General features: G+C 60.3%; 11 protein-coding genes. All 11 read left to right on the top strand.

Annotated elements, in window-relative coordinates:
• Positions 1 to 38 precede the first annotated feature (38 nt).
• Complete coding sequence (locus tag ACOYXE_RS20660; protein WP_007949591.1) at positions 39 to 890, top strand: ABC transporter permease; 852 nt, start codon at positions 39 to 41, stop codon at positions 888 to 890.
• Positions 887 to 1717: a quaternary amine ABC transporter ATP-binding protein gene (locus tag ACOYXE_RS20655; RefSeq protein ID WP_405122471.1), complete on the top strand. Its 831-nt coding sequence runs from the start codon at positions 887 to 889 to the stop codon at positions 1715 to 1717. The genes ACOYXE_RS20660 and ACOYXE_RS20655 overlap by 4 nt, the downstream gene beginning before the upstream one ends.
• Positions 1718 to 1851: 134 nt before the next feature.
• Complete coding sequence (gene hutH, locus ACOYXE_RS20650; RefSeq protein WP_460926521.1) at positions 1852 to 3375, top strand: histidine ammonia-lyase; 1524 nt, start codon at positions 1852 to 1854, stop codon at positions 3373 to 3375.
• A gap of 116 nt (positions 3376 to 3491) precedes the next feature.
• Complete coding sequence (gene hutH / locus ACOYXE_RS20645) at positions 3492 to 5024, top strand: histidine ammonia-lyase (RefSeq protein WP_160055052.1); 1533 nt, start codon at positions 3492 to 3494, stop codon at positions 5022 to 5024.
• Positions 5025 to 5382: 358 nt separating this feature from the next.
• Positions 5383 to 6588, top strand: a complete 1206-nt coding sequence (gene hutI / locus ACOYXE_RS20640; protein WP_460926520.1) for an imidazolonepropionase — start codon at positions 5383 to 5385, stop codon at positions 6586 to 6588.
• A 10-nt stretch (positions 6589 to 6598) separates the two neighbouring features.
• Positions 6599 to 7402: an N-formylglutamate deformylase gene (gene hutG, locus ACOYXE_RS20635; RefSeq protein ID WP_460926519.1), complete on the top strand. Its 804-nt coding sequence runs from the start codon at positions 6599 to 6601 to the stop codon at positions 7400 to 7402.
• A 241-nt stretch (positions 7403 to 7643) separates the two neighbouring features.
• The gene (pip, locus tag ACOYXE_RS20630) at positions 7644 to 8615 is read left to right on the top strand and encodes a prolyl aminopeptidase (protein WP_008080611.1); all 972 of its coding nucleotides are present in this window, start codon (positions 7644 to 7646) and stop codon (positions 8613 to 8615) included.
• Complete coding sequence (gene dtd, locus ACOYXE_RS20625) at positions 8612 to 9049, top strand: D-aminoacyl-tRNA deacylase (RefSeq protein ID WP_460926517.1); 438 nt, start codon at positions 8612 to 8614, stop codon at positions 9047 to 9049. The genes pip and dtd overlap by 4 nt, the downstream gene beginning before the upstream one ends.
• Positions 9050 to 9353: 304 nt before the next feature.
• Positions 9354 to 11135 (top strand): glucan biosynthesis protein G, encoded by a 1782-nt coding sequence (locus ACOYXE_RS20620; RefSeq protein WP_174244426.1) that lies wholly within the window; start codon positions 9354 to 9356, stop codon positions 11133 to 11135.
• Positions 11128 to 13698, top strand: coding sequence for a glucans biosynthesis glucosyltransferase MdoH (mdoH, locus tag ACOYXE_RS20615; protein ID WP_460926516.1), 2571 nt, complete (start codon positions 11128 to 11130; stop codon positions 13696 to 13698). The genes ACOYXE_RS20620 and mdoH overlap by 8 nt, the downstream gene beginning before the upstream one ends.
• Before the next feature lie 376 nt (positions 13699 to 14074).
• Complete coding sequence (locus ACOYXE_RS20610) at positions 14075 to 14872, top strand: transporter substrate-binding domain-containing protein (protein ID WP_034152980.1); 798 nt, start codon at positions 14075 to 14077, stop codon at positions 14870 to 14872.
• The last annotated feature ends 23 nt before the right edge of the window (positions 14873 to 14895 follow it).

Here is a 14895-nt window from a genome sequence, read left to right as displayed (position 1 = left end):
GTAAACGCTTGATTGAGATTTCTGATTGAGAGCCGCTTATGTTTCCCGAAAGCTTTACCTTTTCCATCGCCGACTGGGTCAACGGTTGGGTCGATTCGCTGGTCACCAACTACGGTGATGTGTTCCGCCATATCTCCGACACCCTGCTCTGGGCCATCGTCAACCTTGAAGGCCTGCTGCGTGCGGCGCCGTGGTGGTTGATGCTGGCGATCGTCGGTGTAGTTGCCTGGCACGCCACGCGCAAAGTGGTGACCACGGCGGTCATCGTCGGTCTGTTGTTCCTCGTCGGCGCTGTTGGCCTGTGGGACAAGCTTATGCAGACCCTGGCGTTGATGATGGTCGCGACGATCATTTCGGTGCTGATCGGCATTCCGCTGGGGATTCTCTCGGCGCGCAGCAATCGCCTGCGTTCGGTGCTGATGCCGCTGCTCGACATCATGCAGACCATGCCGAGTTTCGTGTACCTGATCCCGGTGCTGATGCTGTTCGGTCTGGGCAAGGTCCCGGCGATTTTCGCTACGGTGATCTACGCCGCGCCGCCGCTGATTCGCCTGACTGATCTGGGCATTCGTCAGGTTGACGGCGAAGTGATGGAAGCGATCAACGCCTTCGGCGCCAACCGCTGGCAGCAACTGTTCGGCGTGCAACTGCCGCTGGCCCTGCCGAGCATCATGGCCGGGATCAACCAGACCACCATGATGGCCCTGTCGATGGTGGTGATCGCCTCGATGATCGGCGCCCGTGGCCTGGGTGAAGATGTGCTGGTGGGGATTCAGACCCTCAACGTCGGACGTGGTCTTGAGGCCGGTCTGGCGATCGTGATTCTCGCAGTGGTCATCGACCGCATTACTCAGGCGTACGGTCGGCCACGGCATGAGGTGAGCAAATGAGCAACGCAACCGTGAGCAAGATCGAAGTCAAAAACGTCTTCAAGATTTTCGGCAACCGTGCCAAGGACGCACTGGCGATGGTCGGTCAGGGCAAGACCAAGGATCAGGTGCTGAGCGAGACCGGTTGTGTGGTCGGCGTTAATGACCTGTCGCTGAGCATCGGCACCGGCGAGATCTTCGTGATCATGGGCCTGTCGGGCTCGGGCAAATCGACGCTGGTGCGCCACTTCAATCGGCTGATCGACCCGACCAGCGGCGCGATCCTCGTCGACGGCGTGGACATCCTGCAATACGACATGGACGCCCTGCGCGAATTTCGCCGGCACAAGATCAGCATGGTGTTCCAGAGCTTCGGCCTGTTGCCGCACAAGACCGTGCTAGACAACGTCGCCTACGGCCTGAAGGTGCGTGGCGAGAGCAAGCAGATTTGCTCGGAACGTGCGCTGCACTGGATCAACACCGTGGGCCTGAAAGGCTACGAAAACAAATACCCGCACCAGCTCTCCGGTGGCATGCGCCAGCGTGTCGGTTTGGCGCGCGCTTTGGCGGCAGACACTGACATCATCCTCATGGATGAGGCGTTCAGTGCGCTGGATCCGCTGATTCGTGCGGAGATGCAGGATCAGTTGCTGGAGCTGCAAAAGACCCTGCACAAGACCATCGTGTTTATCACTCACGACCTGGATGAGGCGGTGCGCATCGGCAATCGCATTGCGATTCTCAAGGACGGGAAGTTGATACAGGTCGGCACGCCGAGAGAGATCCTGCATTCGCCGGCGGATGAGTACGTTGACCGGTTCGTGCAGCGGCGTGCGGCGGTGGTTTAAGCAGTTTTGTGTTGGCTGTGCTGGCCTCTTCGCGAGCAAGCTCGCTCCCACAGGGAACTGCATTCCAATGTGGGAGCGAGCTTGCTCGCGAAGGGGCCGGCACAGCTGCATCAATATTACGGTTGAGGTTTTAGATGTCCCAGGCTGAAAAAATCGTTATCACCGGCGCCCCTCTGCGTTGGCAGGACGTGGTCGCCGTCGCCCGTCACGGCGCTCAACTCGAGCTGTCCAGCGACACCTGGGCGCGCATCGAAAACGCCCAAGCCATCGTCCAGCGCATCGTCGAAAGCGGCGAGCGCGCCTATGGCGTAAACACCGGCCTGGGCGGTTTGTCCAACGTTTCCCTGAAAGACGAACAACTCAGCCAGCTCTCGCGCAACACCCTGCTCAGCCATGCCTGCGGTGTCGGCCCGGTGCTTGCCGACGAGCAGACCCGCGCGATCATCTGCGCGGCGATCCACAACTACAGCCACGGCAAATCCGGCATCCACCGCCGCGTGGTTGAAGGCCTGCTGGCACTGCTCAATCGCGGCGTCACCCCGCAGGTTCCGTCGCAAGGCTCGGTCGGTTACCTGACCCACATGGCGCACATCGGCATCGCGTTGCTCGGCGTCGGTAATGTCCGCTATCGCGGGCAGATCACCTCGGCGCAACAGGTGCTGGCCGAAGAAGGCCTGCAACCAGTGCAACTCGGTGCGAAGGACGGTTTGTGCCTGGTCAACGGTACGCCGTGCATGACCGGCCTCAGCTGTCTGGCGATTGCCGACGCCACGCGGCTGGTGCAGTGGGCCGACGTTATCGGCGCGATGAGTTTCGAAGCCCAGCGCGGTCAGATCGATGCGTTCGATGCCGAGATCATCGCGCTGAAACCACATCCGGGCATGCAGCAAGTCGGCACAAATCTGCGCGCCTTGCTCGATGGCAGTGAAGTGATTGCGTCGAGCAAAGGCATCCGCACTCAGGATGCGCTGAGCATCCGCTCGATCCCGCAAGTGCACGGCGCCGCGCGTGATCAACTCGACCATGCGATCAAGCAGGTCGAAGCGGAACTCAACGGCTGCACCGACAACCCGCTGTTGCTCGGCACACCGGACAATTTCCGGGTGATGTCACAGGCCAACCCCCACGGCCAATCGGTGGCGATGGCGGCGGATTTGCTGGCAATTGCCATGGCCGAAATCGGTTCGATTGCCGAGCGTCGCCTCGATCGTCTGGTCAACCCGCACGTCAGCGGTCTGCCGGCGTTTCTGGTGGCCAATCCGGGGGTGAACTCGGGGATGATGATCGTTCAGTACGTCGCCGCATCGCTGTGTGCGGAAAACCGCCAATTGGCGCAACCGGCGGTGCTCGACAATTACATCACCTCGGGCCTGCAGGAGGACCATTTGAGCATGGGCACCAATGCCGCGCTGAAGCTGCATCGCGCGTTGGAAAACTGCACGCAGATCCTCGCCATCGAATACCTGCTGGCGGCGCAGGCGTTTGAATTTCTCAAGGAACAGCGCTTTGGCGCTGGCACCGATGTCGCTTGGCGACTGCTGCGCGAAAAAGTCCCGGCCTACGATCAGGATCGCTGGCTGGCGCCGGACATCGCTGCCGCTGCGAGCGTGTTGAAAAACCCGAATCTGCCGCACAACGTTTTACCGAATTTGCACTGACCAATACCCACGCCAGCGTGCCAAGGCGCGACTCCCCAAAAGGCGAGACGCGACGGACAACGGACATCTCCGGAGCGTCTGGCGAGTTAATAACAAACTCTCAAAAGGAGCACAAAATGACTGCGCTGAACCTGATTCCCGGCCAACTGAGCCTGGCCCAACTGCGTGACGTCTACCAGAACCCGGTCAAGCTGACTCTCGACAACAGCGCCTCGGCACAGATCGAAGCCAGCGTCGCTTGCGTCGAGCAGATCCTCGCCGAGAATCGCACCGCTTACGGCATCAACACCGGTTTCGGCCTGCTGGCCTCGACGCGCATTGCCAGCGAAGACCTGGAAAATCTGCAGCGCTCGCTGGTGTTGTCCCACGCCGCCGGTGTTGGCGTGCCGATCAGCGACGAGCTGGTGCGGCTGATCATGGTGCTCAAGGTCAACAGCCTCAGCCGTGGTTTCTCCGGCATTCGCCGTGTGGTGATTGATGCGCTGATCGCGCTGATCAATGCCGAGGTTTACCCGCACATTCCGCTGAAAGGTTCGGTGGGCGCGTCGGGCGACCTGGCGCCGTTGGCGCATATGTCGCTGGTGCTGCTGGGCGAGGGCAAGGCGCGCTACAAGGGTGAGTGGATGGAAGCTGTCGAGGCGCTGAAAGTGGCCGGCCTGACGCCGCTGACACTGGCGGCGAAAGAAGGTCTCGCGCTGCTCAACGGCACTCAGGTGTCCACCGCGTTCGCGCTGCGTGGTCTGTTTGAAGGTGAAGACTTGTTTGCCGGTGCGTTGGCGCTGGGCGGTCTGACGGTTGAAGCGGTATTGGGTTCGCGTTCGCCGTTCGATGCACGTATTCACGCCGCGCGTGGCCAGAAAGGTCAGATCGACGCCGCTGCGGCTTACCGCGATCTGCTCGGTGAGCGCAGCGAAGTCTCCGACTCGCACCAGAACTGCGAGAAGGTTCAGGACCCGTACTCGCTGCGCTGCCAGCCGCAAGTCATGGGCGCTTGCCTGACCCAGTTCCGTCAGGCCGCTGAGGTCTTGGCTGTCGAAGCCAATGCCGTTTCCGATAACCCGCTGGTCTTCGCTGCTGAAGGCGATGTGATTTCCGGCGGTAACTTCCACGCCGAACCGGTGGCCATGGCTGCTGACAACATGGCCCTGGCCATCGCTGAAATCGGCTCGCTGAGCGAACGCCGAATCTCTCTGATGATGGACAAGCACATGTCGCAGCTGCCGCCGTTCCTGGTGGCCAATGGCGGGGTGAACTCCGGTTTCATGATTGCTCAAGTGACGGCAGCGGCATTGGCTAGCGAGAACAAGGCGTTGTCGCATCCGCATTCGGTGGACAGCCTGCCGACTTCAGCCAACCAGGAAGACCACGTTTCCATGGCGCCTGCGGCTGGCAAGCGTTTGTGGGAAATGGCCGAAAACACGCGCGGGATTCTTGCGGTGGAGTGGCTGGCGGCGGTGCAAGGGCTGGATCTGCGTAACGGCCTGAAGACCTCGGCGAAGCTGGAGCAGGCGCGGGCTATTCTGCGTAAGGAAGTGCCGTTTTATGAGAAGGATCGGTTCTTTGCGCCGGACATTAACGCGGCGACTGAGCTGTTGGCTTCGCGGTGTTTGACTGGGTTGGTTTCGGCGAAGCTTTTGCCTAGTTTGTAAGTGTGTTTTCAGGGGGATGTTTGCAGTTGCTGAAATCGATCCCCCTCACCCCAACCCTCTCCCCCAGGGGGGAGAGGGGGAAGGGAGTATATCTTCATCGTTTTCGAAGTCTGAGTTCGGCTCAAGACTTTCAGGTCGATTTACCTCGGCAGAACAACCTGGTCAGTCCTTATTTTCCCAGGAGAGAGGGAAGGGAGCCGATCTTCATCGTTTTCAGAACCTGAGGTCGGCTCAAGACGTTCAGGTCGATGTATCTCGACAGAACAACCCGGTCAGTCCCCTCTCCCTCCGGGAGAGGGCTAGGGTGAGGGGCTTTTCAGAGGCCACCCACCAAACCAACCCCCAACGGAGGCCAACAGTGAAAACCCTCTGGCAACACTGCCACGTCGCAACGATGGCGCAAGGCGTCTACTCGATCATCGAAGATGCGGCCATTGTGACGTCCGGTGCGCACATCGAGTGGATCGGCCCGCGCAATCAATTGCCCTCCGGCGAATACCCGGCGGTCAACGACTTGCAAGGTGCATGGGTCACGCCCGGCCTGATCGATTGCCACACCCACACGGTGTTCGGCGGTAACCGCAGCGGCGAATTCGAAAAGCGCCTGCAAGGCGTCAGCTATGCGGAAATCGCAGCGTCCGGTGGCGGCATCGCCAGCACCGTGCGCGCGACTCGCGAAGCCACTGAAGACGAGCTGTTCGCCAGCGCCGCCAAGCGTCTGAAAAGCCTGATGCGCGACGGCGTGACCACAGTCGAGATGAAATCCGGCTATGGCCTCGATCTGGCCAATGAACGCAAGATCCTCCGGGTCATCCGGCGCTTGGCCAAAGAGCTGCCGATCAGCGTGCGCAGCACCTGCCTGGCGGCCCACGCGTTGCCGCCCGAATACAAAGATCGCGCCGATGACTACATCGACCTGATCTGCAGCGAAATGCTGCCAGCACTGGCTGCCGAAGGTCTGGTCGATGCCGTGGATGCCTTCTGCGAATACCTGGCGTTCTCCCCTGAGCAAGTCGAACGCGTGTTCATCGCCGCACAAAAACTCGGCCTGCCAGTGAAACTGCATGCCGAACAACTGTCGTCGCTGCACGGCTCCAGCCTCGCCGCGCGCTACAAGGCGCTGTCTGCGGATCACCTGGAATTCATGGACGAGGCCGACGCCATCGCTATGGCCGAAGCCGACACCGTCGCCGTGCTGCTGCCGGGCGCGTTCTACTTCCTGCGTGAAACCCAGTTGCCGCCTATGGAAGCCCTGCGCAAGCACAAGGTGAAGATCGCCATCGCCAGCGACCTCAACCCTGGCACCTCGCCGGCGCTGTCGTTGCGGCTGATGTTGAACATGGCCTGCACCTGTTTGCGCATGACCCCGGAAGAAGCCCTGGCCGGTGCGACGATTCATGCCGCGCAAGCACTGGGCATGGCGGCCACCCACGGTTCGCTGGAAGTCGGCAAGGTCGCGGATTTCGTTGCCTGGCACATTGATCGTCCGGCGGATCTGGCTTATTGGCTGGGTGGCGATCTGGACAAACGCGTCGTGCGTCACGGCGTCGAATCAAGTCTGTAGGAGAGCGGTTGTGGATAAGGTTCTGAACTTCAAACAAGGTCGCGTGCCGCTGCTGATCAGCATGCCGCATGCCGGTGTGCACCTGACCCCAGCGGTGGAGGCCGGGTTGATCGCGGACGCGAAAAGCCTGCCGGACACCGACTGGCACATTCCGCAGCTGTACGACTTCGCCGAGGAATTGGGCGCGAGCACTCTGGCTGCCGAGTACTCGCGGTTCGTCATCGACTTGAACCGTCCGTCCGACGACAAGCCGCTGTACGCCGGCGCCACCACCGGACTGTATCCGGCGACGCTGTTCGATGGCATTGCGTTGTTCCGCGAAGGGCACGAGCCATCGAAAGAAGAGCGCGCAACCTATCTGGAGCAGATCTGGACGCCGTATCACCGCACGCTGCAGGAAGAGCTGGCACGACTGAAAGCCGAATTCGGTTACGCGCTGTTGTTCGATGCGCACTCGATCCGCTCGATCATCCCGCACCTGTTCGACGGCAAACTGCCGGACTTCAACCTCGGCACCTTCAATGGCGCCAGTTGCGATCCGCAGTTGGCTGCACAACTGGAAGCGATCTGCGCACGCCACGGCGATTACAGCCATGTCCTCAACGGGCGCTTCAAGGGCGGTCATATCACCCGCCATTACGGCAACCCGGCCGAGAACATCCACGCCGTGCAACTGGAGTTGTGCCAGAGCACCTACATGGAAGAGTTCGAACCGTTCCGCTATCGCGCCGATCTGGCCGAGCCGACGCAAGTAGTGCTCAAGCAACTGCTGCAGGGCTATCTGGCGTGGGCAAAGTCTCACTACAGCGCATAACCCCTGTGGGAGCGAGCCTGCTCGCGAAGGCGTCCGGTCAGCCAACATCTACGTTGAATGACACACCGCATTCGCGAGCAGGCTCGCTCCCACAGGATCGTGTACACCCTGCGAAGTTTACGGCTGACAAACGGTGACTGCTCTAGAGCATGCTCATTGACGTAAATCGGGTTTATGATGCCCAACGGCAGAATAATAGAAGTCCCCCCAGGGATGACCTCGACCCCTTACGGAGCGCGCAATGCAGACTTTGTTTCCGCAGATCAAACCTCACGCCCGGCACGATCTGGCTGTCGATGACACCCATACGCTATACGTCGACGAAAGCGGTTCGCCGGAGGGTTTGCCGGTTGTGTTCATCCACGGCGGCCCCGGCGCCGGTTGCGACGCGCAGAGCCGTCGCTATTTCGATCCGAACCTGTACCGCATTGTCACCTTCGACCAGCGCGGCTGCGGACGCTCCACGCCGCACGCGAGCCTGGAAAACAACACCACCTGGGATCTGGTCGCTGACCTTGAGCGCATCCGCAAACACCTGGGCATCGACAAATGGGTGCTGTTCGGCGGCTCGTGGGGTTCGACCCTGGCGCTGGCTTACGCACAAACCCACCCGGAGCGTGTTCACGGTCTGATCCTGCGCGGGATCTTTCTCTGCCGTCCGCAGGAAATCGAGTGGTTCTATCAGGCCGGTGCCAGCCGTCTGTTCCCTGATTACTGGCAGGACTACATCGCGCCGATTCCGCTGGACGAACGCGACGACCTGCTCAGCGCTTTCCACAAGCGTCTGACCGGTAACGACCAGATCGCCCAGATGCACGCGGCCAAAGCCTGGTCGACCTGGGAAGGGCGCACCGCGACCCTGCGGCCGAACCCGCTGGTGGTCGATAGGTTCTCCGAGCCGCAACGCGCGCTGTCGATTGCGCGGATCGAATGCCACTATTTCACCAACAATGCTTTCCTTGAGCCGAACCAGCTGATTCGCGACATGGGCAAGATTGCCCATCTGCCGGGCGTGATCATTCACGGCCGCTATGACGTGATCTGCCCGCTCGACAACGCCTGGGAACTGCATCAAGCCTGGCCGAACAGCGAACTGCAGGTAATCCGTGATGCCGGCCACGCAGCCTCGGAACCGGGCATCACCGATGCACTGGTGCGTGCTGCGGGCAACATGGCCCGGCGCCTGCTCGACCTGCCGCCCGAAGAAGCATGAAGGGCCTTTTACAGCGCGTTCGCGGTGCGCGCGTCGAGGTAGATGGAGAGGTAGTGGGCGCCGTTGATCACGGTTTGCTGGTGCTGGTGGCGGTCGAACCCGACGACACGCGTACCAGCGCCGACAAACTTCTGCATAAACTGCTTAGCTATCGGGTATTCAGTGATGCGGAGGGCAAGATGAACTTGTCCCTCGCCGATGTCGGTGGCGGGTTGCTGCTGGTCTCGCAGTTCACCCTCGCGGCCGACACCAAAAGCGGGTTGCGCCCGAGCTTTTCGACGGCCGCGCCTCCAGCCTTGGGCGAGGAATTGTTCGACTATCTATTGAGCAGTGCGAAACAGGTGCATGGCACTGTGGCATCAGGTAGATTCGGCGCCGATATGCAGGTGCATTTGGTCAACGATGGCCCGGTTACCTTTTTGTTACAGACCTGAATGCGCTTGAAACACCTTTTTGGGAAGTTTCGACTGTTTTTAGGGTGTTTTCGCGATAAATACTTTGTTACCCCTGATGCGTTGTCATGCGGGCTACTAGATAATCGCGCGCACTGGGATCAGCGTTCGCTGATCCATTTTCACTTAGGTAGAGACTTGTCCGGATCCGATTGGGGAATCATTTTGCCCCTGCGGAGTCGGAACAATGCTCGCCAACCTGGCATATAGATAGCTAGCCGTTGGTTTTTTGATCTGTTTTCGGCGAGGGTTGCTCGTGATTGTTAGTCCCTGTAATGCAGCAAAAATGTCTGCCAAACGCATGCGAAGTGCCCTGGTAGCGGGTTCGGCGCTCCTGTGCCTGCTCAGCGCCGGTCAGCTTTGGGCGTTCAATCTTGACGATGTATCGGCGAAAGCTAAAGAACTGGCCGGGCAGAAGTTCGAAGCCCCGCGCAGCAATTTGCCGAACGAATTCCGCGACATGAAGTTCGCGGACTATCAGAAAATCCGCTTCCTCACCGAAAAGGCTGAGTGGGCTGATCAGAAGACTCCGTTCAAACTCTCTTTCTATCACCAGGGTATGCACTTCGATACACCGGTGAAAATCAACGAAATCACGGCGAACACCGTCGAAGAGATCAAATACGATCCGACGCGCTTCGATTTCGGCGACCTGAAATTCGATCCGAAAGCCACCGAACAACTGGGCTACGCCGGTTTCCGTGTGCTGTACCCGATCAACAAGGCTGACAAGCAAGACGAAATCATGACCATGCTCGGCGCGAGTTACTTCCGCGTTGTCGGCAAGGGCCACACCTACGGCCTCTCGGCGCGTGGTCTGGCGATTGATACCGCGCTGCCGTCGGGTGAAGAATTCCCGCGTTTCCGCGAGTTCTGGATTCAACAGCCGAAGCCGGGCGACAAGCACCTGGTGATCTTCGCCCTGCTGGATTCGCCGCGTGCCACCGGTGCCTATCGTCTGATCCTGCGTCCGGGCAGCGACACCATTGTCGATGTCAAGGCGCAGATGTTCCTGCGTGACAAGGTCGGCAAACTGGGCATCGCGCCGCTGACCAGCATGTTCCTGTTCGGCGCCAACCAGCCGTCGAAGGTCCTCAACTACCGTCGTGAACTGCACGACTCCAGCGGTCTGTCGATCCATGCCGGCAACGGTGAGTGGATCTGGCGTCCACTGAACAACCCGAAACACCTGGCCGTGAGCAACTTCAGCGTCGAGAACCCGCGTGGTTTCGGTCTGCTGCAACGTGGCCGCGACTTCAGCCACTACGAAGACCTCGACGATCGCTACGACAAGCGCCCAAGCGCCTGGATCGAGCCGAAGGGCGAGTGGGGCAAGGGCACCGTTGATCTGGTAGAAATCCCGACCGCCGACGAAACCAACGACAACATCGTTGCGTTCTGGAGCCCGGAAAAAATGCCGGAGCCGGGCCAACCACTGGACTTCGCGTACCGCATGCACTGGACCATGGACGAAGCGGCGATTCACGCGCCTGACAGCGCCTGGGTATCGCAGACTCTGCGTTCGACCGGTGACGTCAAGCAATCGAACCTGATTCGTCAGCCGGACGGCAGCGTTGCCTACCTGGTCGACTTCGAAGGTCCGTCGCTGGCCGCGCTGACCCCGGATGCCGATGTGCGCAGTCAGGTCAGTGTTGGTGACAACGCCGAACTGGTTGAGAACAGCGTGCGCTACAACCCGGAAACCAAAGGCTGGCGCTTGACCCTGCGGATGAAAATCAAGGACGCGAGCAAGTCGACCGAGATGCGTGCCGCTCTGGTTCAGCCAGTCGTGACCGCTGATCTGGCGAAATCGGTGCCGGCGTCCAACTCGTCCGTCGCCAAGGCCGACAAGGTTGCCGCCAAGCAACAAGAGAAAATCGACAAGGAAGCCAAGGCCGCCGAGGCCAAACAGGCCGACGCCAAGCCAGCCGCGGATGCCAAGGACAAGGCCAACAAAGACGCCAAGCAGCCAGTTGCTGCGGACGCGGCCCCAGCCACACCGGAATCGGCACCGACTGAAGAAGTCCTGACCGAGACCTGGAGCTATCAGTTGCCTGCCGATGAGTAACTCTCAAGTACAGCCAGAGACTCTGTCCGAGTATCTGGCGCATCTGCCGATGACCGACGAGCAGCGCGCGGAACTCGCGGGCTGCCAGTCGTTCAGCGAGTTGCATGAACGCCTGTCGTCCTCGACATTCGACGCCCCTGCCGAAGCCGCCCAGGCTTCGGTGGGCAAGCGCCTGACGCTGAGCACGGCTGAAGAGCTGGAAGAAGCGGAAATGCTGGTGCTCGACGCCAGCGGTCGGGTCAGCCTCAAGGCCACCCCACCGATCCGCCGTACCAAGGTGGTTCCGGAGCCGTGGCGCACCAATATTCTGGTGCGTGGCTGGCGCCGTATGACCGGTCGCACCAACCCGCCGCAGCCGCCGAAGGACGAAAACGTCCTGCCGGCCGCGCGCTGGCGCACCGTCGGTTCGATCCGCCGCTACATTCTGTTGCTGCTGATGCTTGGCCAGACCATCGTCGCCGGCTGGTACATGAAAGGCATCATGCCGTACCAGGGCTGGTCGTTCGTTGATCTGGAAGAAGTCCTGCACCAGCCGCTGCTGCAAACCGCCACGCAAGTGCTGCCGTATGCGCTGCAAACCAGCATCCTGATTCTGTTCGGGATTCTGTTCTGCTGGGTATCGGCCGGTTTCTGGACCGCGTTGATGGGCTTCCTCGAGTTGCTCACCGGTCACGATAAATACCGTATCTCCGGCAAAAGCGCCGGCAACGAGCCGATTGCCAAAGACGCCCGTACCGCGCTGGTGATGCCGATCTGCAACGAAGACGTACCGCGCGTGTTCGCCGGTCTGCGCGCAACGTTCGAATCGGTCGCCGCCACCGGTGATCTGGATCGTTTCGACTTCTTCGTGCTCAGCGACAGTAACGACACCGATATCTGTGTCGCCGAGCAACAGGCCTGGCTGGATGTCTGCCGCGAAGCCAAAGGCTTCGGCAAGATCTTCTATCGTCGCCGTCGCCGTCGTGTGAAACGCAAGAGCGGCAATCTCGACGACTTCTGCCGTCGTTGGGGCGGTGACTATAAGTACATGGTCGTGCTCGACGCTGACTCGGTGATGAGCGGCGAGTGCCTGACCAGTCTGGTGCGCTTGATGGAAGCCACGCCGGACGCCGGGATCATCCAGACCGCGCCGCGTGCGTCGGGCATGGACACCCTGTATGCGCGCATGCAGCAATTTGCGACCCGCGTGTACGGCCCGCTGTTTACCGCCGGTCTGCACTTCTGGCAGCTGGGTGAATCCCACTATTGGGGTCACAACGCGATCATTCGCATGAAGCCGTTTATCGACCACTGCGCCTTGGCGCCGTTGCCGGGTAAAGGTGCATTTTCCGGTGCAATCCTGTCTCACGACTTCGTTGAAGCCGCGTTGATGCGCCGTGCCGGTTGGGGCGTGTGGATTGCCTACGACTTGCCGGGCAGCTACGAAGAACTGCCGCCGAACCTGCTCGACGAACTCAAGCGTGACCGTCGCTGGTGCCACGGCAACCTGATGAACTTCCGCCTGTTCCTGGTCAAAGGCATGCACCCGGTGCATCGTGCGGTGTTCCTGACCGGCGTGATGTCGTACCTGTCGGCGCCGTTGTGGTTCTTCTTCCTGGTGTTGTCGACCGCGCTGCTGGCGGTGAACACGCTGATGGAGCCGCAGTACTTCCTTGAACCGCGTCAGCTCTATCCGCTGTGGCCACAATGGCACCCGGACAAGGCGATCGCGCTGTTCTCGACGACCATCGTGCTGCTGTTCCTGCCGAAACTGTTGAGCATCATCCTGATCTGGGTCAAGGGCGCGAAAGAGTTCGGCGGCAAGTTCAAGGTGACCCTGTCGATGCTGCTGGAGATGCTGTTCTCCATGCTGCTGGCGCCGGTGCGGATGATTTTCCACACCCGTTTCGTCCTCGCCGCGTTCCTCGGCTGGGCGGCGACCTGGAACTCGCCGCAACGTGACGACGACTCGACGCCATGGAGCGAAGCGGTCAAACGCCACGGCCCGCAGACCTTGTTGGGCTTCTGCTGGGCGCTGCTGGTGATCTGGCTGAACCCGAGCTTCCTTTGGTGGCTGGTGCCGATTGTCGGTTCGCTGATGCTGTCGATCCCGGTGTCGGTGATCTCCAGCCGTGTCGGTCTGGGCCTGAAGTCCCGTGACGAGAGCCTGTTCCTCATCCCTGAGGAATACAATCCGCCACAGGCGCTGCTGGCGACTGATCAGTACACCCACGAAAATCGTTACCACGCCCTCAACGACGGCTTCGTCCGCGCGGTGGTCGACCCACAGCAGAACGCTTTGGCGTGCTCGCTGGCGACCTCGCGTCACGGTCAGGCCGAGCCGATCGAGTGGCTGCGTCAGGAACGTGTGCGTCACGCGATCAAGGTCGGCCCGGCCGGGCTGAACAACCATGATCGGTTGCAATTACTGAGCGACCCTGTGGCGCTGGCGCGTCTGCATGAGCTGGTCTGGGCCGAAGGTCACGCCGAGTGGCTGGATGCATGGCGCGCTTCGGTGAAAGCCGATCCGCATGCGCCGTTGTTGCCGTTGAGACCGGTGAGCTTGCAGGCTCAGCCGGCCTGATGAGAGAACCCCGCTGATTCAGCGGGGTTTTTTTGTGGCGCCGAAAAGCCCCTCACCCTAGCCCTCTCCCAGAGGGAGAGGGGACTGACCGAGTTGGATGTTCGAGTTACACCGACCTGATCTTGCTTTACCGAATCCATAATCGACTCGATCTTTCAGGTCCGCGTATAGCTTGAGACACCTCGGTCGGCTCCCTCTCCCTCCGGGAGAGGGCTGGGGTGAGGGTCAGCTCGTGATTGTTAAACAAATCGTCCATTAAACCTTGTGCAAAAAAACGAGTGCGTTAGCATCCGTCCCCGAATTGGCGCACCCGGGCTTTTTTGCCCGTCACTGTTGGTTTTCGCGCCGCACACGCAATGGTTTTGGGGACTTGAAGATGAAGAAGTATCTGTCGATGCTGCTGGTCGGCGTCACGGCACTGGTTGCAGTCAATGCGGCGCAAGCCGGTGCAATCGATGACGCGGTCAAGCGCGGCACGTTGAAAGTCGGTATGGATCCGACCTACATGCCGTTCGAAATGACCAACAAGCGCGGCGAAATCATCGGCTTTGAAGTCGACATCCTCAAGGCCATGTCCAAGGCCATGGGCGTCAAGCTGGAGCTGGTTTCCACCGGTTACGACGGCATCATCCCGGCGCTGATGACCGACAAGTTCGACATGATCGGCAGCGGCATGACCCTGACTCAGGAACGCAACCTGCGCCTGAACTTCAGCGAACCGTTCATCGTTGTCGGCCAGACCCTGCTGATCCGCAAGGAGCTGGAAGGCACCATCAAGTCGTACAAAGACCTGAACACTGCCGACTACCGTATCACCTCCAAACTCGGCACCACCGGCGAAATGGTCGCCAAGAAGCTGATCTCCAAAGCCAAATACCACGGCTACGACAACGAGCAGGAAGCCGTGCTCGACGTGGTCAATGGTAAGGCTGACGCCTTCATCTACGACGCGCCTTACAACGTGGTCGCGGTGACCAAAGTCGGCGCCGGCAAACTGGTGTTCCTCGACAAGCCGTTCACCTACGAGCCTTTGGCGTTTGGTCTGAAGAAAGGTGATTACGACAGCCTCAACTTCATCAATAACTTCCTGCACCAGATCCACGAAGACGGCACCTACGATCGCATCCATGACAAGTGGTTCAAGAGCACCGAGTGGCTCAAGGACATGGAATAACGCTGGTCTGCCAGACCGCGTCG

The organism is Pseudomonas sp. MC6 (genome assembly GCF_054790575.1).
The sequence above is the reverse complement of the archived record's forward strand: the minus strand, read 5'-3'. Positions and strand labels throughout refer to the sequence as shown.